General features: G+C 65.2%; 16 protein-coding genes, 1 tRNA gene and 1 pseudogene. 4 read left to right on the top strand and 14 right to left on the bottom strand.

Going from position 1 to position 22,247, the window contains the following annotated elements:
• Positions 1-104: 104 nt before the first annotated feature.
• Positions 105-177 (top strand) — tRNA-Asn (locus tag HV824_RS10075).
• Positions 178-768: 591 nt separating this feature from the next.
• Here the strand turns inward: HV824_RS10075 and HV824_RS10080 are convergent.
• The 14 genes and pseudogenes from HV824_RS10080 to HV824_RS10140 all read right to left on the bottom strand — a co-directional run bounded on the left by HV824_RS10080 (position 769) and on the right by HV824_RS10140 (position 18,423).
• Complete coding sequence (locus HV824_RS10080; RefSeq protein ID WP_176423165.1) at positions 769-1,296, bottom strand: integrase core domain-containing protein; 528 nt, start codon at positions 1,294-1,296, stop codon at positions 769-771.
• 93 nt (positions 1,297-1,389) lie between these two features.
• Positions 1,390-1,941 (bottom strand): annotated as a pseudogene (locus HV824_RS38190) (hypothetical protein); the annotation flags it as partial.
• A gap of 115 nt (positions 1,942-2,056) precedes the next feature.
• A complete protein-coding gene (locus tag HV824_RS10085; protein WP_176423166.1) occupies positions 2,057-3,976 on the bottom strand; it encodes a DUF262 domain-containing protein in 1,920 nt (639 codons plus the stop codon).
• Between the two features lie 4 nt (positions 3,977-3,980).
• Positions 3,981-6,743: a DEAD/DEAH box helicase gene (locus HV824_RS10090; protein WP_176423167.1), complete on the bottom strand. Its 2,763-nt coding sequence runs from the start codon at positions 6,741-6,743 to the stop codon at positions 3,981-3,983.
• On the bottom strand, positions 6,743-8,542 hold the full coding sequence (locus tag HV824_RS10095; protein ID WP_176423168.1) for a site-specific DNA-methyltransferase: 1,800 nt from the start codon (positions 8,540-8,542) through the stop codon (positions 6,743-6,745). The genes HV824_RS10090 and HV824_RS10095 overlap by 1 nt, the downstream gene beginning before the upstream one ends.
• Positions 8,543-8,561: 19 nt before the next feature.
• Entirely contained in the window at positions 8,562-11,822 is a 3,261-nt protein-coding gene (locus tag HV824_RS10100; RefSeq protein ID WP_217917273.1) for an SNF2-related protein, read from the bottom strand.
• A complete protein-coding gene (locus HV824_RS10105) occupies positions 11,819-12,211 on the bottom strand; it encodes a hypothetical protein (protein ID WP_176423169.1) in 393 nt (130 codons plus the stop codon). Before HV824_RS10105 ends, HV824_RS10100 begins: the two co-directional genes overlap by 4 nt.
• 20 nt (positions 12,212-12,231) lie before the next feature.
• Positions 12,232-12,447: a helix-turn-helix domain-containing protein gene (locus HV824_RS10110; protein ID WP_217917274.1), complete on the bottom strand. Its 216-nt coding sequence runs from the start codon at positions 12,445-12,447 to the stop codon at positions 12,232-12,234.
• Positions 12,448-12,800: 353 nt separating this feature from the next.
• A complete protein-coding gene (locus HV824_RS10115) occupies positions 12,801-14,411 on the bottom strand; it encodes an IS66 family transposase (RefSeq protein ID WP_176423171.1) in 1,611 nt (536 codons plus the stop codon).
• A gap of 81 nt (positions 14,412-14,492) precedes the next feature.
• Positions 14,493-14,813, bottom strand: coding sequence for an IS66 family insertion sequence element accessory protein TnpB (gene tnpB, locus HV824_RS10120; protein WP_176423172.1), 321 nt, complete (start codon positions 14,811-14,813; stop codon positions 14,493-14,495).
• Between the two features lie 29 nt (positions 14,814-14,842).
• Complete coding sequence (locus HV824_RS10125; protein ID WP_255207904.1) at positions 14,843-15,241, bottom strand: hypothetical protein; 399 nt, start codon at positions 15,239-15,241, stop codon at positions 14,843-14,845.
• A 1,258-nt stretch (positions 15,242-16,499) separates the two neighbouring features.
• Complete coding sequence (locus HV824_RS10130) at positions 16,500-16,976, bottom strand: SgcJ/EcaC family oxidoreductase (protein WP_176416354.1); 477 nt, start codon at positions 16,974-16,976, stop codon at positions 16,500-16,502.
• Between the two features lie 445 nt (positions 16,977-17,421).
• Positions 17,422-18,171: an IS3 family transposase gene (locus HV824_RS10135; protein ID WP_176416353.1), complete on the bottom strand. Its 750-nt coding sequence runs from the start codon at positions 18,169-18,171 to the stop codon at positions 17,422-17,424.
• Between the two features lie 69 nt (positions 18,172-18,240).
• Positions 18,241-18,423, bottom strand: a complete 183-nt coding sequence (locus tag HV824_RS10140; RefSeq protein WP_176416352.1) for a hypothetical protein — start codon at positions 18,421-18,423, stop codon at positions 18,241-18,243.
• Between the two features lie 126 nt (positions 18,424-18,549).
• On the opposite strand from HV824_RS10140, the gene HV824_RS10145 reads away from it, so the two are divergent.
• The 3 genes from HV824_RS10145 (at position 18,550) to HV824_RS10155 (ending at position 22,238) form a co-directional block, all read left to right on the top strand.
• Positions 18,550-19,032 (top strand): hypothetical protein, encoded by a 483-nt coding sequence (locus HV824_RS10145; RefSeq protein WP_176423173.1) that lies wholly within the window; start codon positions 18,550-18,552, stop codon positions 19,030-19,032.
• An 86-nt stretch (positions 19,033-19,118) separates the two neighbouring features.
• A complete protein-coding gene (locus HV824_RS10150; RefSeq protein ID WP_176423174.1) occupies positions 19,119-20,384 on the top strand; it encodes a cytochrome P450 in 1,266 nt (421 codons plus the stop codon).
• 468 nt (positions 20,385-20,852) lie between these two features.
• A complete protein-coding gene (locus tag HV824_RS10155) occupies positions 20,853-22,238 on the top strand; it encodes a sigma 54-interacting transcriptional regulator (protein ID WP_176423175.1) in 1,386 nt (461 codons plus the stop codon).
• Positions 22,239-22,247: the final 9 nt, after the last annotated feature.

The raw sequence follows: 22,247 nt of genomic DNA on the forward strand, positions 1-22,247 counted from the left end.
AGGCGAAGCCGGGAGAGCGGATCAAAAGGGACTGTTGACAGAGCGGGCACCATTCTCTAGAAAGCGCCTCATCACGGCAACGCGGTTCCGCCGGGACGACATATTCCCCGATAGCTCAGCCGGTAGAGCGGGTGACTGTTAATCACTAGGTCCGAGGTTCGAGTCCTCGTCGGGGAGCTACTTGAAGGGCCCTACCAACTGGTAGGGCCCTTTTTGTTTAACAAGGGCCTCGCGATGATATCGCGGGGCCTTCGTGCTTAAGCCGCTGAATCCCAAGGGATTTTGGCTCGCGGTGCTGAAGAGGGCGCTCTCGGCTCTCTACCCCGCAGAGCGAGATGCCCCCTCTCCTCCGCCGCTGATTGGGCTCTCTGGACCGCTCTTTCACCTGTTTTGGGGAGAGAGAGGTCGAGAGTGGTTAACAGGTGCTGTTAATTTTTGGGGAGGCGGTTAACAACATTCCCCTGGAGACCCGCTCTTTCCGCTCTGAAGTTTCTGGGAAGGCGTCTCTCTCCTGTGCCTACCCAAAATTCGGTCGCTGCGTCATGAGTGCGTCAAAGCTGCGTCAAAACGCGCGTCATGACGTGAGCGATGCGCATGACGAGCCGCTCGGTCCTCTCTTCCATTTCATGGAGGTCGGGATTACGCCCGGCTCAGACGCCTCAACACCTCTCTGCCCGCGTGTGGACACTCCCCTGCCGTCCTGCGAACGCAGGTGGGCTGATGCAGCATGCGCGGATCTGCGAGGGTGTTGGTAGAAGGACCCAGACGCTACGCAGCGCGGCGCTCGTACCGGTGGTGGAGCCCGAAGACTTCCCGTAGCTCTATCACCTTGGCTCCGTGATCCGGGCCCTGCACCTCACGCGTCTCGGGCGCATCTTTCCCGAGCGACAGGTGCGTCCGGCTCGCATTGTAGTAGCGCTGGTACTCGCGCAGCAGGCGCCGAGCGTGGGCTTCGTTCAGGACGACGACATGGTCCAGCAGCTCCCTACGTATCGAGCCGATGACTCTCTCCGCATAGGGGTTCTGCCACGGACACCGTGCTGCACTCGGCACCTCGCGAATCCCAAAATGGGTAAGCGTGGCGCGAACGCCCTCGGAGTAGAGCTTGTCCCTATCTCTGTGCAAGTATCTCGGAGCACTGGTCCAGGGAAAGGCCTCTCGCAACTGCTGCTTCGTCCATTCTTCCGTCGGGTGAGCTGTCACATTGAGGTGGAGGATTTGCCTGTCTCGGTGACTCACAACCACAAATCCCAACAGCACTCCAAACGTCGCAGTCGGAATGACAAAGAAGTCCATCCCCGCGGACTCCGCCAGATGCAAGCGCAAGAAGTTCCGCCATGTTGGTGACGGTTTCGGCGCTCCCCTTCTCGGTCTGGGCATGTACCGAGCGACCGTTGTCTGGCCTACCTCCATCCCCAGCTTCAGTAACTCCCCGTGAATCCGCGGGGCACCCCAGGTCGGGTTGGCTTCGGCCATGCGCCGAATCAACGCGCGCAGTTCCGGAGCTGCCCGAGGCCGCCCCACCCGACGCCGGGACGTCCAGCGCCAGAAGAGCCGAAAGCCCATCCGATGCCACTTCACCACTGTCGCCGGCTGAACCAGGCACAATGGCCTCCGCCAATCCTGCCAAAGGCGTTGGAGAACGACCCAGAAGATGCGGTCGCCCCGGGCAAGCCTCGGGGATGGGCGCCTCTCACGGAAGACAGCGAGTTGCTGTCGAAGGGCCAGGTTCTCCAGCGCCAGCTCCGAACGGCTCCGCAGGGCTGAGCGCATCGTCTCGACCAGCGCCTTCACGAAGACCCGCATCTTGCCATTCTTGCCGACCGCAGCTGGCGGGCCAGAATTCTGCCACGCCCTGTCACGCGAGGCCTGGCGCCACAGAGAAAGCCGCGCACACTCACCCACTTTCGCCCCGTCAAGCCCAGCATTCTTCGGACCCATCCGTAGAACTGTGCATGCAATGACGCGTTCGCCGACGCACGCTTCTCGCCGGCCCCGAATATCCGGTAGTCAAACGCCCGCTGGCGACGCCTACGCGCCCGTCTCCGTGACGCGGTCACGCAGCGGTTGGCCGGGGCCAGATGCGCTTCGCTACTTCGAGCAGCATCTCGCCGCGCTTCACGATCTCGGCCTCGTCCCAGGTCGTCACGTCCTGGAAGTAGGTGTTCAGGCGAAGGACGCTCTGCTTGGCAATCTCGGGGCGCTTGGTCGCGAACGGGCCGTTGCTCACGGACGAGTTCAGCTCCTGCGTGAGCAGCGTCAGGTTCCCAATCGCGTGCAGCAAGCGCCCACGGCGCTCGATGGCGGTCTCGTCGTCGTTGCCGGCCTCGGCGGGCAGCTCAGGCCACGCGGGCGGCGCCCACTGCTGCGGGAGCACATGCTCCACCGTGAGCTTACCGTTGATGGTCACCGCCTCCTGCTTCGACGTCAGCATGGCGCGGTCGAGGGCCTCAAGGAGCATCGAGCAGCGCATCGGCTTGAGCGTCTCGTAGAGCGGCTTCTCCAGCCACGCCTTGGCGAACTTCTTGTCGTCGGGCCACTCGCCCGCCGAGCCGTCTGGCGCGAGCATCATCTGCTGGACCGTCGCGCGCGAGATCGGGCCCGTCGAGCCGCGGAGCTTCTGGAGCATCGAGAGGAAGAAGCGGTTGTAGTTCTTCGTGCCGAGGTCGCAGACCATGCGACGAACCAGGTACGACTCAAGGTCGGTCACGATGCCGTCGAGATCGCCCGCGACCACGCGGTCCTTCCCTCCGACGAGGAGCAAGAGGAGCACCGGGTAGACGGTGCTCGTGTCGAGCGCCTGGAGGCGTTTGGCGAAGAGCGCGGTGCGCCCGTTGCCGTCGGGAACGAGCACGTTTGCAAAGACGTCGCTGTGCCGTCGCAGCTCCTTCAGCTCGGCGGAGACGCTCCGCTTCGCCTTCGCCCCCCACCACGACCGGAAGGCCTGGAACAGGTGGCCGATCGAGAGGTCCTGCGCCGACCGGTACTGGACGTAGTGGTGCATGAACAGGTCGAGGCGCGGGCGCTTCACGCGGCCTTGGCGCTCCTCCAACTTCCAGAAGTGCTCGTTCTTGCCGGCGCCCGCCTCTGCGGGGCGCTCGTCGTACTCCTTCCAGTGAGCATTGTAGAGGTCCTCGGCGCTCTCGCCCTGTTGGGTGGCCTTCAGGAAGACGAAGTTGCGAATGAGGTCCGACGGCAACAGCGGAACGCCGCGCGCGTTGAGGGTCTCGAAGATGACCTGGGGATCGTCGTCGTCTTCGAGCTCGATCACGACGAGCTGGATGTGGCGCTTGAGCGCCTCGAAGAGCGCGTAGGCGCGGTCCGCCGAGAACGTCGGCAGCGCAGGCGTCTCAGCGTTCTCCGGTGCCCCCTCCGGCGCGACCGAGCAGAACTCGCTGACGCGCCGGGAGAAGAACAAGTAGGTCTCCACGAGGCGCGGGCGCGGGTCAAACTTGCGGGCGTACTTGCGGCGCTGGAGCGGGTACTTGGCTTCGAGGTCAGCAACGGAACCCGCAACCAGAGCTGCCTCGAAGTCACGCCGATCGGCATTCGTCGGCCAGACCTTGAAGCGCTCGATCTCCGACGCGAGCACACCGCTGTTCTCGGTGAGCCGAGTGAGGTCGTCGACGAGACGCCTCTCCTCCGTGCCCTTGACCACGTCGCGGAAGGCGGCGAGCAGGAGCTGTAGTGTCGTCAGGCGTTGCTGCCCGTCGATCACCTCGACGGCGTCGACCTCCTTGCCGTAGACCCTGATCTGGTTGAGAACCACGGCACCGAGGAAGTGGTTCTCAATGCGGTCGCTGCGAGTTCCTCGCGCCTCGCGCTCAAGGATGGAGTCTGCGCGACCCGTGATGTCTTGCCAGAGAGGCTCCCACTGCTCGTCCTGCACCCAGACGTAAGGGCGCTGGAAGAGCGGCACGACGTAGCGCCGCTGCTTCTCGAACATCTCAACGAGGGAAAGCTTGCTCGGGCGCATATGCCTACTTCCCCTCCTCGGGCGCTGCGAACGTGTAGGTCTTCGCCAGTCCGTCGAGGGTCATGTTGTCGGCGATGACGTCGTGCGGGATGAGGAGGTAGCGCCACGGCTTGCCCTTGTTGGCCGTCTCGTGAGCGGTAGCGTGCTTGCACCACGTGGCCGCTGCGCGTGCCTTGGCAAGGACCACCGGGTCAGTCATTCGGTCCGCGCCCTTCGGCTCGCAGATCAGCTTCTCGGTCTCGGTCTCGACGACGAAGTCGGGCTCATAGTCGGCATCGTTCGAGTAGCAGATCTGGAAGACGCGCTTGCCGGGCTTGAACCACTTGATGACAGTCTTGTCCTTCTCGATAACGACCGTGAAGCGGCGCTCTGTGTCCGAGTCGAACTTCTGCGTCGGGTACAGGCACTTCTTGAACCCACTGAAGAGCATCTTGCGGATGTCGATCTTGTTGTCGATCGGCACATCAAACTGGCGAACGACTTCGCCCGCGGGCGCTGCAAAAGCCTGCGAACGCACGTCGGAGAAGCCCTGGTTCACCACGGCCTCGTAGGACGAAGCCTCCTCCCACACGTGCGGCTGCATCTGCGCGTGAACAAGCTCGCCGATCTGCTTCGCATGGAAGATGAGAACGTTGCGGACCTCGTCGTCGTCCTTCAGGTACGAGCGCAGGTGCGTGACCAACTCTCCGGCGAGCTTGTAGAGCAGGTCCGCCTGGTCGTCGTAGCTGATGTCGTCGAAGTCGATCAGGGTACGTACCACGTAGTCCTCGAGCCGCTCCTCAGCAGCACCTCCCGTGAGCGCACCGATGACGTGTTCGTCGCCGCTCTCGAGGTGCCGAACGAGGATCTCCTTCGAGACCGGCTGCAGCCGGAACGACGAAAGGTTCAACGAGAAGTCACTGAAGCCCGCCTTCACCACTCCCTTCGGCAGCACGATGACGCGCGGGATAGCGATGATGTGTTCGACGTAGATGGCCGTCGCCTGTTGCACGACCTCGTTGAGTCTTTTCTCGCTGAGGACTCCGACCGCCCCTAGCAGTGCGAGCTGGCCCTTCGAGGACTCCTTCACGACCTGAGCAATCTTTTTCTGAACCTCGGGGCTTTGGAGCGCCGCCGGACCAGGAACGAGCTTCGGATCGCGGACGATCTTGGCGATGGCGTCGAGCGTTGCCTTCGCTGCCGCGACCTCCTCGGGCTTGGTGAACTTGGGCGGCGCCACAGGCGCGGGCGCTGCCGGCTTCATGCCGGGACTCGGTGCCGTCGGTGACGGTGCTCCCTCGGGCTCCGGCGGGGTGATGCCAAGCGCGGTCTCGAACGACGGCGCGACCACGACGGTCTGCTTCGGCTTCTCGTCGACGTCGGTGCCGATGTTCACCGTGCTGAACGAGTAGCCACCCCTCTTCGCCTCATCGACGATGTCCTGGAAGCGGTCGTGCGCGATGATGGTCAAGCGATCAACGGCAGCGACGCCAGTGCGCTTGCCAAACGGAAGACGCAGGCCACGGCCGATCGACTGCTCCACCAGCGTGCGCGAGTCCGCCGTGCGCAGCGGCACGATGGTGTAGAGGTTGGTGACATCCCATCCCTCTTTGAGCATGTTGACGTGGACGACGATCTCCGTCGGAGAATCGGACCTCTCGACCGAGAGCAGCCGCTCAATGTTCTCGTCCTTCTCCGCGCCCTTCTGGCCGGAGTGGACCTGGATGACTCGGCCCTTGTAGCGCCCCTCGAAGAACTGCGGATCCTCGATGAGCTTCACGAGCTCGCTCGCGTGGCCGGTGTCCTCCGCGATAACGAGCATGAACGGCTTGACCTTCCGCTCGCTGTTCTGCTGCGCATACACCTCGAGGTCGACCTTCGTCGACTCGTGAACACGCACGCCATCCTCAAGTTTGAGCCGCTCCAGCGCGCTCTTGCTCATCTCCTTCGTGACGAGCTCCTTGCGCGTCGCGACGGCGGGAGCCTTCACGTAGCCGTCCTGCATCGCCTTCGAGAGCGGGTAGTCGAAGATGACGTTCTTGAAGCGCGTGGCCTTGCCGCCGGATTCAATCTGCGGCGTCGCGGTGAATTCGAAGCCGAGCACCGGCTTCAACTCTTCAATCGACTTCGCGCTGGTGTCGGCTCGGTAGCGGTGCGCCTCATCCATGATGAGTACGAGGTCGTCGAGCCCGGCAAGGTAGTCGAAGTACGACTGGCCGAGGAACTCGGAGAGGCGCCGCACCTTGAGCGTCTTCTTTCCTTCCTCGTCAGTGGCCTTCGCCTTCTCGTTGAACTTCGAGATATTGAAGACGTTGACCTCGACGCCTCGGAACAACTGCCCCTGCGTCGTTGCACTGGAGGCGTGCTCGTAGTTGCCGGCGGTGACCAATCGCGGGGCATTGATGGCGAACTCGGCGATGCCCTGGAATACGTACTTCGGCGTGTTGGGCGTGAAGTCGGCGACGAGCTTGTTGTAGATGGTGAGGTTCGGGGCCAGCACGAAGAAGTGCCGGATGTCGTGCTCAAGGTGCAGGTACGTGATGAACGCACCCATGAGCCGCGTCTTGCCGACGCCGGTGGCGAGCGCGAAGCACAGGCTCGGGAACGCGTGCTCAAAGTCCTCCACCGTCGGGTACTCCGAGCGGATGACGTCGAGCGCCGCATTGAGGTCGCGGCTCTTGTGCGGCTGCGCGATCTCCATGACGCGGTCGAGGATCTCGAGAGACTTCTTCTGCGGGGAGCGAAGAGAGAGGCGTCCGGTGATGCTGTTGACGTGACGGCTGGCCATTACTTGCTCCCGTTGTCGATCCCGGCGAACAGCGGGAGTGCTTGCACCGGCGTCGCCTTCTTGCGCCGCCCGCCGGTCTTGGTCTTTGTACCGTCGGCGGTCGACGCGTCGGCCTTCGCTTCCTCGACGGCGACGACCGGGGCCTGCTCAGTCACATTGAGGCTGTAGTCGACCTTGCCCCACTCGCAGCGCGAGAGTACCGCCTGCGGGATCTTCTTCACCGTGAGGTTCGGGAAGTCGGGCTTGCCCCGGAAGGCACCACAGCAGATGAGGAGCGTGCGCTCCGGGCCAACCTGCTCGCTGATGAAGCGGAGCTGGTCGGGGCTGAGGTTCTGCGTGGTGACGTAGATGAAGTCGCGCTCGGTCGAGTGGCCGTGGTTCCAGAACACCTCGCGGTCAGGCGCGTAGCGGAAGCCTTCGAGCTTGCACATCGCCTCGGCAAGCATCTCGGGTTTGTACTGCTTGCTGACGATCCAATTTCCCCACTTGTCCTTCTCGAGGAGTGAGGGGGCGAGCTTGAAAAAGCGGAAACCGCCACCACCCTTCCAGCCGACGTCGGAGGTGACGCCACTCGCGTCGGTGCCGTCGATCACAGAGCGGATACGCGGAAGGATGAGGCTGTGGCAATGCTCTCCGAGTTCGATCATCACCCAGCGTCGCCCCATCTTTTGCGCGACTGCGCCGGTCGTCCCCGAGCCTGCGAACGAATCCAAGACCCAGTCTCCCGGCTTCGTGGAGAGTTCCAAAGCACGCTTCAATAGCGCTTCGGGCTTCTTGTTCTTCGGGAAGGCGACGCCGCCCTCTTTGTGCAGGTTGTTCGACAACAGGTCGTCCCAGAGAGTGGTGAGGGGTTCACCGGACATCTCCTGCCCATCGATCACCTTGATCTTGTTCTCGTAGAAGAGAATCCGCTCCCCACGAATGAAGAAGAAGTCCGAGTGGTCCTCGCGAGTCAAGTGGAAAATGCGCTCAGGCTTTGCCTTTGAGCGATCGATCATATTGCGCGCGGCCTCGCTGACGGCCTTGTAGTCGGGTCTTGCAAGGCGACATACGGACTGGACGTTCTTCATGACAAAGGCATCGAGTAGCTCGGGCTCGGCCTTCGTCTGCGCGCGCGCCTCACGGACGTCGATTCCCTCCGCAGCCGCATACCCTTCGATAAGCGGAACGATCTCCCACTTGTCATACGGCTCATTCCGGTTGAGAACGAACTGCGAGTAGCGCTTGTCTCGGTCGCGGGCGACGAACAGCCGGTTCGGCGACCACTTTGATTTGTCCTTTGCATAGATCAGGACGAAATTCGTGGTCGTGACGCACCCCGGATTGATCGCCTTGTGCCCTGTAGGAGCACCTTGCTTGAACGTGATGATCGACGCGCGGTTCGCCCGCCCCCATATTTCGTCGAGCAAGACGATCAAATAGCCGAGTTCATTGTCGTCGATATGGACGTATAGCGTTCCATCGTCTGCAAGCAGCGAGTGAAGGATCTGCAGGCGGTCGCGAAGGAGCGTCAGCCAGATCGAATGCTCGATGCCGTCATTGTACTCCTCAAAGGCCTGCCCCGTGTTGAACGGAGGATCGATGTAGACGCAGCGAAATTTCCCGGTGAACTCCTGCTCCAGCGCCTTCAGGGCGAGCAGGTTGTCGCCGTAGATCAACCGGTTATCGAAGATGTCCTCGTTCGAGATGCGCTTCGCGTAGGACAGCTCTTGTTCCTCAAGGAGGATGCGCGGCTCCAGGCGGGGCCGGTCCTCCTTGCCGATCCAGGTCAGTTCCAGTCGTTTCAATCGGTTCGTCATCGCTTCGTCCCCGGCATCGTCATGCGCTCGCTCCGTCGACCAGTGTCCAGCGCAGCGTGAAGACCGATTCGACACTGGTCTTGGTTTGAAGCTGCTTCTCAATGTCCTCGATGAGCGCGTCACGCCGCTTCACTACTTCGTCTTGAGCATCGAAGAGTTGCCGGCGCTTCATGTTCCGCTTCGCCTCCAGCGCCTTGAGCACCTTCTGGGCTTCGAGCTTCTCTGCGAGAGCGACCACCGACTTCGAGGTCTTCTTGGCCGCTTTGATCTGCGTGTCGATGTCGCGCAGCTCGCGCTCAAGCCCAAACTTCACGTCTTCGGCCCAGCGGTCGAGCTTGTCTTCCTCCTCGTGGAAGAACTCTTCGTTTCGCTCCTGGAGGTCCTGCAAGCGGAAGCTGCGCAGCTTGTCGCGGATCTCGTTCAACACAGCGGGCACAGCTCCCGCAGCGGCATCCGACGCTCGTCCTGAGAGGGAGAACAGCTTGGTCGCCACGTCCGGCTCGACGTGCTTGCCGTCGGCATCACACGCGGCGACCAGGAGGAACTCCTCGATGCGCCCAACGGCTTCTGCGGTGAGCTTCGAGACCTCGAGCCAGCCCGACGTGCCCCGGTAGCGTTCGAGGGCGCTTGCGTGCGCCTCGTACTCGAATGCCACCTCGGCAACTTTTGTTGCCGCCTTGGAGGCCTTCTCGATCAGTTCTTCAGCGAGCGGGTGTTCGACGCGGAAGAACGCGTCGCCCAACGCCTCCGCTCGTTGCCATTCAAGGTGATACCTCTGGGGTTCCGCAGCCCCCACAGGCCTTACCCAGAATCGGGGTTCGTCTTCGTCAAAAGTCGCGCGACCGTCGAGACCGAACCTGGCGAGATCGAGCAGCATGCGCTGCTGCTCGCCGAGTGACTGCTTGGCCGCGCCCTTGTGAACGCGCAGCCGGTCGTGGACCTCGGCGTCGAAGTTCTCGAGGAACGCGCGCCGCGCCGAGCTGATGCCTGCCTTGATCTTCTCGTCGAACTCGACCTGCAGCGCATCAAAGGCGGTCTTGATTTGCTCGGGCGTGCGGCAGTCTTGGTAGATGGCGGCGATACGCATCTCGAGATCGACGCCGCTCTCGACCGCGCCGAGCACGTCGTCGCTCGCACCGAAGACGCCCTTGAACAGGTTGAACTTCTGGTCGAGCAGCTCGAACACGCGCTTGTCGGCTTCGTTCTTCCGGTTGAGGAAGTTCACGACGAGGACGTCGGTCTTTTGGCCGTAGCGGTGGCAGCGGCCGATGCGCTGCTCGATGCGCTGCGGATTCCACGGCAGGTCGTAGTTGATGACGATGGAGCAGAACTGGAGGTTCACGCCCTCGGCCGCCGACTCGGTGGCCAGGAGCAGCATGCCACGCTCGCGGAACTCGTCGACGATGGCTGCCTTCATGTCGGCGCTCTTTGAACCCGAAGAGACGTTGTCCCAGCGGTGCTCGTTGCGAGCTTTCCACTCGGCGTAGATGCGCCTGGACGTCTCGTCGTTGTTCGTGCCGTTCATCAGCACGATCTGGCCGGCGTACCCGCTCTCGGAGAGGAGCTTGAACAGGTACTCCTGCGTCTTCACCGACTCCGTGAAGAGGACTGCCTTGCGTGCGGCTCCCTTCTCCTGGGCGAGCTTGAAGGCCGTTGGCAGAACTTCGACGAGCTTCGTCGCCTTGGAATCACACTCGACCGACTGCGCGAGCTGCACGAAGCGCTGGAGATCGGCCAGCTCGATCGTCGCCTCCGAGCTCGAGTCTGGCGTCGTCGGCTCGGCTGCGGTGTCGCCATCATCACCGCTCCACTCCTCGTCAATCTCGGCCATCGACTCGAAGTCCTGAGCCAGCGACTCCTCTACGGGGATCGGGAGCTTCTGCTGCTCGGACAGGCGCGCCGCGAACTTCGCGAGGGTTGCGCCGATGGCGGCCGACGACGACGCAAGCAGCTTGCGCATGATGAGCGTGATGAGCTTGCGGCGCGCGTTCGGCAGCGCGACCAACACCTCGCGCTGCAGGTACGCAGAGACTTCTTCGTAGAGCTGCTCCTCGGCCTTCGAGGGAACGAAGTCTGCGGTGTGCGTGAAGCGGTTGGTGAAGGGGATATACTCGAGCACCTGCCGCCGGAGGGTGCGCTTGCAGACGTGCTGGAGCCGCTCGCGCAGCGAGGCATCGCGCTCCTCTACGTCGTCGTTCGAGAGGAACTGCGCTTGGAAGGCCTCGGGACTTCCGAACAGGTCGGGGTCGAGGATGCTGACGAGCCCGTAGAGTTCCCAGAGAGAGTTCTGGAGCGGCGTCGCGGTGAGCAGCAGCTTCCGCGCCGGTCGAATCGCATCGACGATGCCCTCGGCGGTCTTGGTGCCCTTGTAGATGCTGCGAAGGCGGTGCGCCTCATCGACAACCACGAGGTCCCACGCCACCTGCTTGACCAGCTCACGCTTGGCGAAGACAAACTGGTACGAGGCGATGACGATCTTGTCGTCAATGGAGAACGGATTCTCGATGCCCTTCTTGGCGAGCGCGTTCGCCGCGCGGGCATCGAGGATCTTTGACGGCAGGAAGAACTTGTCCTCGAGCTCGACCTGCCACTGCTTGCGCAGCGTCGCCGGGACGATAAGCAAAATGCGGCGTCTGCGCTCGGCCCACTTCTGCGCGAGGATGAGCGACGCCTCGATGGTCTTGCCGAGGCCGACCTCATCGGCGAGGAGCACGCCCTTCGAGTAGGGCGAGCGCAGTGCGAAGAGCGCGGCGTCGACTTGGTGAGGGTTGAGGTCCACGCGCGCGTTGCCGATCGAGCGAGAGAGCGCGTCGACGCCCTCGTGACGCGCGAGGCGCAGACTGTTTGCCCAGAACTTGGCGTGGAACGGAGTGAACATTGGGGACCGCAACCTCGCGAACCTATCGAAGCGCGCGGCGACCGTCGCAAAGCCCAACTCCTTCCAGGCTTGGGCCCGCAGCGCGGCGATGTCCCTCTTGGCGTGCGCCGGAACGACGCCACGAAGAGCCAGCAGGGCGGCTTCCCATGCGCCGTCCTGCACGAGCCCACGTGACGCCGCGAGTTGCTCGTGCTCATCGGCGGCGACCAGTGCTTGGAGTGCGACGTCGCGACCGCGCAGAGACTTCAAGTCATGGAGGAGCCCGGCGTAGAGGCGGCGCTCCTTCTCGGCCATCTGGGCCCACGCATCGTCGAGGCTCGAGCGTGTTGCTTCGAGTTCGTCCTCACTCGCGCCGCGCGCGAGCTGGTCGTGCAGTTGAAGGACCAGCGCCTCTAGCTTCATGGTTCTCCCACCGTCCAGAGCGTCGCTGTCGCCGCAAGGTGCGCCTCGTACTGCGCGAAAGGGCGCTGATCATCAGGCTCGACGTGCGCGTGCGTAGCCGATGTCACTCGAAGCGACAGACCTTGGGCGAACGCGCCGTCGACAAACGCAGCCGTGCCGACGACCCAAACGCGATCCCCGTCGGCGCCCGACGCGCCCTCTCTCAGGTGACCAAGACGTTCAGGAACGCGATGCGGGGGCAGGTCAGCCAGCGTCGGGGCCACCGACATGCCGCCCTTGTTCGGATGTGCGAGGCCAAGCTCACAGGGGGCGAGGTCACTCGGTCGAACACCGAGCCCTCGCGCGCTCGCCTCCACAAGCGGAGCGTTCCCCGTCGCATCGCGCTTCATGGCCCGGAACACCTTGGGGGTCACACGTCCCCCCGCTGCTTGTCGTCACGTCCCGCAGCCTTCTGCTCCTCGATCCATGCGTCGAGGTCGACGCGCTTGAACCGCCACTGACCGCCGACCTTGAACGCCGGCAGCTGGCCTCGTTGGGCCATCGAGTAGACGGTTTTCTCCGCGACCTTCAGCAACTGTGCGACCTCGGGCAGTGTGAGGATCTCATCCGACATTGGGTGGGACATTCGGTATCGGTTGGCAGCATTTACCAGCCGACGGTACGATACAGCAGGCGGCCATGCGGTCACAATGCTCCCGAGCCCGACCAGCGGGCGGGACAGCTTTCTCGTTCCGCGTCTCAGAACAGCCCGAGTTGCGGCGGCGCGGGCGGGACCGGCAGCACCCCGATGATGTGCCCCAGGGATTCGGGGCGACGAAGTGGAACTCCGTGTCCCTTCGGCAAGCGTGCGTGAGCGCGCCGCCGGGGGCCAGTAGAATGGGGGCAGGCGAGGAGCGCTGGTGCCTGCGCTGTGGGTCACCCGGACGCGCGGATTTCTGGCCATGGACGGCCAGGCGTTCGCGACAGAGGCTGAGTGAGTCAGCTCGCGGACGGCGCATCGGCTGCGGCCAGCGCCTGCTGGTAGTTCCAGGGCATCCACTCGCCCGGGGCTTGCGCCAGCGCCTCCGGGTGGCGGAGCAGCGCCACCAGGTAGTCGAAGGGGTTGCCCTCGCACAACTCCACGGTGTGGATGAGGCTCATGAAGACGTCACCCACGTGAGCGCCATTCAGCGTCTGGTAGAAGAGGGCATTCTTGCGGTGAAGAATGACTTTCTTCAGGGCCCGTTCGCACACGTTGTTGTCCAGTGGAGCGCCCTCCTCGCGCAGGAAGAGGGTCAGCTTCTCCCAGTGCTTGCGCAGGTAGGCGATGGCCTGGCCCAGCCCGGAGTTGGGCTCCACGTTGCGCTGGGTGACTTGCTCCTCCAGCCACGCCTTGAGGTCGTCCAGGACGGGAAGGCTTTCTTGCTGGTGCAGCGCCAGCCGCTGCGCGGGCGTCAGGCCCCTTTCCCGGGCAACGGCATCCACCCGGTACACCTCCCGGAAGGCCTCCAGGACGTGCGTGCATTCAGCCGGGAAGTCGGCGGCCACGTCGACGAAGCCCCGCCGCGCATGCGTCAGGCAATTGGCCCACAGCGTGGCGAACTCCCCGGGCACATTCGCCGTCTGCGCGTCGCTCATCTGAATGGGCGCCGAGAGTTCGGCGGCGCGCTGCCGCAAGACGTCCGCGAGATTCTCTCCGGCGTGCTGGCGTCCGGTGAAGAAGAGGGCAATGGGGTGCTGCTGGCCCACGGCGAGCAGGCCAGAGGTGTGCACGCCGGTGCGCTTCAGCGGGGCCCCCGCGGCGGCCGCCTGCACCTGCTCCCGCGTCAGCGCCAGCACCTTCATGACGGTGTCGTCATTGTGGAGCACCGGAGCCTGGGCCGCCTGGTTGAGAAGCGCGTCGAAGGCGGGCTGAAGCTTGCTGGCGCCGGCCTCGACGAGCTCCCATTGGGTGGCGGCCGGTAGGGGGATGCCCAGGCCCGCCTGGAGCTTCTCAATGCGGTGGAAGGGCAGCCCCGTGCCGTACTTGAGAAGCCCCGTCATGGCCACGGCCGTCTCGTCGTACTTCTCCTCGCCCACACCCTCGGGCGCCTGGGCGGTGTACACCTCCCCGCAGAGGTTGCAGCGCAGCCGCGCGCACTCCCACACGGTGGCCACCAGCGGGGCCACGCCCTTCACCCGCACCCGCATGGCTGGCTCCTTCAGCGGGTACACCTTGCCCTTCAAGCAGCCCTGGCACACCTCCCCACCGTGCAGCGAGGCGTGCGCCACCTTCTCCCGGCTGGCGCCCGTGTAGGCCGCCACCGCGGTGCGCCCATGCCCCGGGGCACGGGCCTTGTCCTCTGCCTGGGGCTGGGCGCGCCCGGCCGGCTGCCCTGCCTTGCGCAGCACCGCGTCCGTCTTCTCGGTGGGGGCGCCGAAGAGAAGTCTGCGCAGCCGCTCCAGGCTCGTCCCCTTCGCCTGCAGCTCCGCCGTCACGAAGGCCAGCGTGTCCATGGCGGCCTTCAGCGTGGCGAAGTCCTCCTGGCTGAGTGCCCCACGCGTCCGCTCGACAATGACTGCCAACTCCGCTGGATTCACCTCCAGCCGCTGGCGCTGCTTCTTGCCCATGCCCGCTACAACCGGTTTGTGGCGCGCAAGCCTGCCTGGGCCGTGGGAGTCCGGACTCGCTCCCATGGAGGCCGACGCGGCCTACGTGCCCACCTTGCGCCACTCAGGGGCGGCCTGCGTGGCCGAAGCGTCGCCCGCGCACAGCAGCACCTGCAACTCGTGGGCGCGCAGCGGGGCCGCCGCCTCACTCGCCGTGGGCCACCAGCGAAATCGCCCCTGGGAGAGGCGCTTGTGACACAGCCAGAAGCCCTGCCCGTCGTAGACGAGCAACTTCACCGCCGTCCGCTGCCGGTTGCGGAAGACGAATACCGTTCCGCTGAAGGGGTTCTCCGAGAGGGCCGCCCGGCACTGCTGCGCCAGCCCATCAACGCCCCGGCGGAAGTCCACCGGCTCAATGGCCACCAGCACTCTCATTTGAGGAGTGATTTGAATCATGGGCCCCGCAGCGCGGCCACCAGGGCCGGCACGTCGAAGCCCTGGCACGAGGCGGGCACGGTGAGCGTCAGCCGGCAGCCCTCCCGGGCCACGTACTCAATGACGAGGTTGGCGGTGGGGCCCGGCCCCAGCAGTTGCGCGGCGCTCACCTCGACGAAGCCGTCCGGCCTGCCCGCCGCGCCGGCCTGACGACTCGGCAGGGACGCCGCCGACGTCCGGGCCTTCAGCCCGGCGTGGCCCACCCCCAACGCGCGCGCGACATGGGACACCCCGTAGCGCTGCGCCGCCGAAACCGCCGCACTCCAAAGCGCCTCCGGCATCCGTCCCTGCCGGGTACGCGTCAGCCGCCACTGCTGCACGCGCCCGCGCAACGCCTCCAACTCTTCCGCTGCCATACTCCCTCTCGCCACCGTGTCTCTCCCGGTCCGCTCCAATGGGCCGAGGACGGTACCGGGGGGCACCAGGGCCCTTCACGCACGTCTGCCGAAAGGACACGGAACTCCTGCGTCGTGCCGAGAAAGAAGTGCCAGGATGCACTCAATCGGTCAACGCAACACCTGCTGCAGTTTGGCTGTCGGGGTCTCGAAGTTCAGGGTGTGCCTACCTGTGCCTGCCCAAAACTCGGTCGCTGCGTCATGCATACGGCAAGGGCGAGTGAGCGCGGTGCGTGGGGGGCCGCGACCAACCGAGTGCCTGTAGCGGCGAAGGGGTGGTGGAGAACTAGGGCCCGGTATCGGGGCGTACCAAGCTGCTGCTGCGCGCGGCCGGCTCGGCGCCCCCCCGAAGCGGGGACGCAGGCCGGACCCGCCGAGATGGGCCGCAGGGCCACCTGGGCAGTGCTTCGCCCCTGAGCCCGCGCGCGCATCGAAACCATGCGACTTTCACCCACCCTAGCGAGTTGCCGGCGAGCCCCACGCGCACCACGGCGCCACGCACTCTCCGTGAGGCAGGGGGAGGGGCGGAGTGGATCAGGACCATGGACGAGAGGCCACCCACGATGTAGTTTGCGGACATTCAATCGGGCCCCGATTGAAGGGCTCGCCCAGCCCCCTCTTTGAAACCGCTGGATATCACTCGCCTTTCTGCCCCCAGAGAGTTTGAGTCCTCTCAGAGAAAAGCCGAGAACGGGTTCGCAGAAGCCTTCATTCGGGGAACTGAACGAGGGGCCCTACCAACCGGTAGGGCCCTTTTGTTTTACATGGGCCTCGCGATGCGGAAGAGGGCTTTCTCGGCCCTCTACCCCGCCGAGCAAGAGGCCCCCTCTTTTCCGCCGCCAACTGGGCTCTCTGGAGCGCTCTTTCGCCCGTTTCGGGGAGAGAGAAGCCGAGAGTGGTTAACAGTTTTGCTAACCACCTGGGGCAGCCGCTTCTGACAATCCAGGGCTTTCGATGTCGCACCTTCCGGGGTTACGCCATTTCCCTCTTTCAGAATGCCGAAATGGGCCATCTGGTAACCGAGAGAGCGAAATGTGGCGGGCACTTACCGGGTACTCACGATTTCTTCGCTCGGCACAGACTCTCCGAGACGACTCTCAGAGGCTCTCCGGCAAACTTCCCGACTGACACAGTCCCTAGCTCTAGCCACTTTGGCGGCGTCAGCTCGGCAGGAGCATCAGCCGAGGAGACACCTTCCTGACACAGGGGCGGCGTGGCTCTACCGCTGTCGTGGCGGTGCGTTCGCGTTGTCCATGTCCGAGACGATCAGCCACGGCCCACCGGGTGCACGACGCAGGGTTAGGGTGAATTTTCCCGTGTCGTCGGCTCTGTTGCCGTAACCGTATGCGCCGATGATGTAGCCACTTGTATCTTCGGTGGCAAACGCGAGCGCACGCAGCTGCAATGGACCGCCTCCTTGACCCTCATAGGCGGCCCGGATGGCCGCACGACCACGGACAGGCGGGCGATTGCTCTGTAGTACGAACCCATCCTCCGCGAACAGCGAGGCAAGTGCGGCCGCGTCGCCTGCGCGCCATGCACGCTCGTAGTCGCGCAGCACGCGGTCCAACGCAGGTGGCAATGTGACATCGGGAAGTCGTACGGATGCGGCAGGAGCTGAGGTGCTCTGCGCCAGAAGTGGCGCAGTCAACAGCAGCGAGCCGAGGACGACGAACGGAAGGTTATAGCGGCTCATGGACCTCGATCACGGGTGGGTGGTGGGTGTGGCGCCGAATGAGTACTGGAGCGAACACCATAGAACTGGTCTCGAAATTGAGCGAGCAAGTATGGGCGCGGAAGCTGGGGCGCTAATCGACATGAGAGGGATGGACCTCCTCGAAGCTGACCGGTGGATCTGACCGACGAACAGTTGGAGCTGATTGAGCCGCTTCTTCTCGGTGAGCGTCAAGGTAGATGTCGCGTGAAAGGATTCAACCGATGCGCTTCAACTCCTGCACTGCCGGGGTGAGGTTGGGAGAGGGGCCGAGGCGGACGGGGCCCGCGGGCGTCCAGTCGCGCGTGTCGCGGCTCCATCGCTCGGGGTGACGGGCTTTGGCGCGTTGGTACACCTGGCGACGTTGGGCCAGCGGCGCGCCCTCGCGGCCGAAGTGCCTGTCCTCGGGCGTGACGTAGCGGATGGCTCAGTGGCGGTGCTCGGTGTTGTACCAGGCCACGAAGCGCGTCACCCAGCGGCACGCGTCCTCGACGGAGGCGAAGGGGCGCTGAGGGAAGCTGGGGCGGTACTTCAGCGTGCGGAAGAGGGCCTCGGAAAAGGCATTGTCGTCCGAGACGCGGGGCCGGCTGAAGGACGGGGTGACGCCCAGCCACTGCAAGGTGGCCAGCAGCGTGGCGCCCTTCATGGGGCCGCCGTTGTCCGAGTGCAGCACCAGCCCCTCGGGACAGCCAGCCTCCTGCCAAGAGCGACGGATGAGGGCCGCTGCATGCTCGGACGACTCCTCTTCGTGCACCGCGAAGCCCATGATTCGTCGGCTGAAGACGTCCACCACGAGGTACAGGTAGAGGAAGCTGCCCTTCACCGGGCCCTTCAGGTAGGTGATGTCCCAGCTCCATACTTGGCGGGGCCCGGTGGCGGTGTGCTCGGCCCGGGGCCTGGGCACAGGAGCCTTGGCGCGGCCGCGGTGGGCCAACTGGCCCGCTGCACGCAGCACCCGGTAGAAGCTCGCCTCGCTGGCCACGTACTCTCCTCTGTCCGCCAGCCGGGGGACAATCTGCTTGGGCGAGGCGTCCCGGAACTCCTCGCTGTTGCCCACCGCCAGGATTCGGCGCCGCTCCACCTCGGACAGCCGGTTGGCCGGCCGGGTATGCGGGCCGCACCGCCTGTCCTCGGACGTCGCGGGCTTCCTCCAGCGCTGAATGGTGCGCGCAGTCACCCCCAGCCGCTCGCAGACAGCCTCCAGGCAACACGCCCTTGGCCAGCGTCTCGTCGCCGAGGGTGAGCGTCACTTCTCGCGCTTCTCGTCCGCTGCGTCGTCCTCGCCGTCCCGGTGCCGCTCGTCCCAGCCCATCGCCTGAAGTTTTTCGAGCACCAGCAGCGCCGCCGCCTCCACCAGCGCTTTCTCCTTGCGGTGCAGTTCCCGCTTGCGCTCCTTGGCGGGTAGCGGCTCCGTCCCGCCCTCTCCCATCCAGCGAGCCGCGTTGCGCCGAGCGCTCGGCCGCGAGGAGGTCAAGCGCCCGGTCAGCTGCCAGGGTGAGGGGGAAGCGCATTCTCTGCTCTGGCAAATGGCCATCGAAGGGTATGAGGAATACCCATGAGTGAAGAGCGCACGCCTGCCGAGCCCGAAGTGATGGAGCCCACGTTCTGGCGGAAGAATGGTTGGTCGGCCCGGGTCATCAAGAACGAGGAGGATGACGGCTGGGCCGTGGAGATCCGCAAGCAGGGAATCGCCGAGCCCGTCCTCATCAGCCCATGGGTGATGGGCCGCGACAAGAAGAACCCCAAGCCTTTCGATGCGCCCGCGTTCGCGACCTTCGTGAAAACGGCCTCGGAGGTCCTCGACCGCTCCGCGCGACAGCGCGACCAGGCCATGACCCGGAAGCTCTCCATCGCCTGGGAGGGCCGCTGGTACGAGGTCCGGCTCGAGTTGGTGGCCGATGAGTATGAGCCCCACGCCCTCCTCTCGGCCATCGACGACGCAGGCGCAACTGTCGCGAAGTATCGCGTGTCGATGAACTTCAAGTTCAACAGAGACGCCGCCAACGCGTGGGTGCAACGCGGCTTCTCCGAGCCGTGACCTGGCTGTCCTCCGTGGGTCTATGATTCGCGAGTCCGCCCCGCCGCACTGAATCTCCGACGAACCTTCGAGTGAGGGCAGCACGCATGTTCAAGGACAGCGCCGCTTCAGGACTCGGGTCCGAGTACCGCCCGCTCGAATCTCCCCAACTCGAGAATCCCCACCCGTTCCTCGCGCGTGCGCGGCGAGAGGCGCCGGTGTTCTTCAGCCCGGCGCTGGGGGCGTGGGTGGTGACCCGCCATGCGGACATCAGCGCCGTGGTCGCCGATACCGAGCGCTTCTCGTCCGCCGAATCCATCACCGTGGGTGCCGCGACGACGCCTCCGGAGGTGGTCGCCGCGCTGATGGACGGCTACCCCCTGGTCCCCAGCCTCGTCGACAATGACCCGCCAGCGCATTCGCGCTTCCGGAGCCTCGTCAGCAAGGCCTTCACCGGGCGGCGCCTCGCGGAGAAAGAGCCCTTCATCCGCGCCCTCGTGGACGAGCTCATCGACTCCTTCCGGCAGGAGGGGAAGGCGGACCTGTTCCTCAGGTTCGCCCATCCGCTGTCGGCCAGCATCATCGCGGAGATTCTCGGAATCCCTCGCTCGGACATCCACAGGTTCCGGCGCTGGTCCGACGAGCTGACCACGGTCCTCGCGGCGCATGGACCCATCGAGCACCAGGTCGCATGCGCGAGAGGCGTCGTCGACTTCCAGCGCTACCTCGCCGAGGCGCTCGAGGAACGAAAGACAGCGCCCCGGGAGGACTTGCTGAGCGACATCGTCACCGGCTCGCGGGGGATGACGCCGCCCATGAGCATGGCGGAGCTTGTGAGCATGCTGATGCAGGTCCACTTCGCGGGGCACGAGACGACCGCGGGCCTCATCGTGGGCGCGGTGGAGCTCCTGCTCGAGCATCCAGAGCAACTGCGAGCCCTTCGGGACGACCCGAGCCTCATCGCGGGCGCGGTCGAGGAGGCGGTGCGGATGACCTCCCCCGTGCATGCCATGTTCCGGACCGCGCTGGAGGCGGTGGAGCTCGGGGGCGTTCCCATTCCCAAGGGAGCCCACATCCGAATCGTCTACGCGTCGGCCAACCGCGACGAGGCCCGGTTCCACGAGCCGGAGCGCTTCGACGTCCGGCGACCCGACGTCAAGAAGCACCTCGCCTTCGGGCAGGGGCTGCATTTCTGCATTGGCGCGCCGCTCGCACGGCTCGAGACGCGCCTCGCGCTGGGGGCCCTGCTCCGGAGTCTCCCGAGGCTCCGGCTCGTGCCAGGGCAGACGCCGGGCTTCTTGAGGAGCGTCACCGTCAAGAGGCACGAGGGCCTCGAGGTCGCCTGGGATGTCCACGCGCCCCAGGCTCGCTGACGACAGCGGTGAAGCGGCACGGCGCCTGGGACCGATAGACGCCCGGCGTCAGCCGAAGACCCCGTGGTTGTAGTTGGATATGTGTCGAGCGCGACAGGCCGTCGCACTCGGAGCGCTCCGCCTCGCGGGCATCGCGCGTCGGCCCCGCGTTCACATCGGACGGGGCCTGGATACGCAGCGCCCCCCAAGGTCCGCGGCCAGCACACGTGACAAGATTTCGTAGGAGTTCGAGAAGACTTCCGTCAAGTCGAGCGAGCTGGTCAGCGCCGTCATCGCCTCCAAGAGCACCTGCTCTCCCTGACTGGAATCCGGCGGCCCCTTCACGCACATGGCGTTCCTCCACGTCTGGATTCAAGCGCAGGCACGACAGTCAAGGCATCTTCCCAGGTCCGCAAGGCCTGTAAAAATACGCTGAATTCAGCTCTTTCCGGAAGACCATCCCTTGACATATGACAGGCATCGGGCCCGATGACCGACGACACCCTCAGCGCCGAACACGCCCCCTCGTTTGAAAGTGGAACCGGTGCGGCGACGCTCTTCCTTGCCTATACGCGCAACGCGTTCATCGAGGATGAGCGTCATGGGCTTGGCAGCGGCGCGGCGCTCCTGGGGCGTGGCGCCCCCCTCTTCCCCCGGGTCGCCCTGGACGACGCCCGGCTCTCCCGGGGCCATGCGCGCATCGAACACGCCGGGGGGACCTGGTTCGTGGAGGATTTGGGAAGCCACAATGGCACCCATCTCAATGGACGACCGCTCACGGGACGCGCTCCCCTCGCGTGGGGGGATGTCCTGCGCATGGGGGACACGCTGTTTGTCTTCGCCGAGGCCTCCGAGGCCCCCAATGACGAACACCCGGTTGACGGACTGGTGGGCAGGAGCGCCGCGCTGACGCGGCTCCACCGCGACCTCGAGCGGGCGGCGCGGCAGGTGCAATCCGTGCTCATCCTGGGGGAGACCGGGACGGGCAAGGAAGTCGCCGCGCGCGCGCTCCATGAACGAAGCGGCCGAGAGGGGCCCTTCATCGCGCTCAACTGCGGAGGCGTCGCGGAGAGCGTGCTGGACAGCGAGCTGTTCGGGCATGTGCGCGGCGCGTTCACGGGCGCGGCATCCGCCCGGGACGGTCTTCTGCGCGAAGCCCATGGGGGCACGCTGTTCCTGGACGAGCTGGGTGAGATGCCGCCCATGCTCCAGGTCAAACTGCTCCGCGTGCTGGAGACGCGGCGGGTCCGCGCCCTGGGAGGAACGCAGGAGGTCCCCATCGACGTGCGGGTGCTCGCGGCCACGCACCGGGACCTCGTCTCCCAGGTGAATGAGGCCGCCTTCCGCGCGGACCTCTACGCGCGGCTCGTGCAATGGCGCCTCCTGATGCCCCCCCTGCGCGAGCGCCGCGAGGACATCGCGCCCATCGCGCGCCACCTGCTCGGACGCATGAAGGCCGAATCCCGGCCCATCGACGTGAGCCTCGCCGAGACGCTGCTCCTGCACGACTGGCCGCTCAACGTGCGAGGGCTGCTCAACGTGCTCTCCATCGCGGTCATCGCTTCAGATGGCGGGCCGTTGAAGTGGGGGGTGCAGGTGGAGCATGAGCTGGAGGCGGAGCGGCGGATGCGGACAGCCCGGCCCTCCACGCAGCCGTCAGTGGCGGAGGTCTCCTCCCAGCCGCCTGCTCCGCGTTCGGCGCGCGCCGTCGATTCCACCCCCCAGGAGTTGGAGACCCACCTGCGCGCGCACCAGGGGAAGGTCGCCGAAGTGGCCCGGCACCTCGGGTGCTCGCGGCAGCAGGTGTATCGATGGATCGAGGACTTCGGACTCGAACTGGACCATTACCGCGCGCCCCCGCCGCGCCTCAGCTGAGACTTCCCA

Origin of the sequence: Myxococcus sp. AM009, assembly GCF_013372605.1 — a bacterium.
Taxonomy (GTDB): domain Bacteria; phylum Myxococcota; class Myxococcia; order Myxococcales; family Myxococcaceae; genus Myxococcus; species Myxococcus vastator.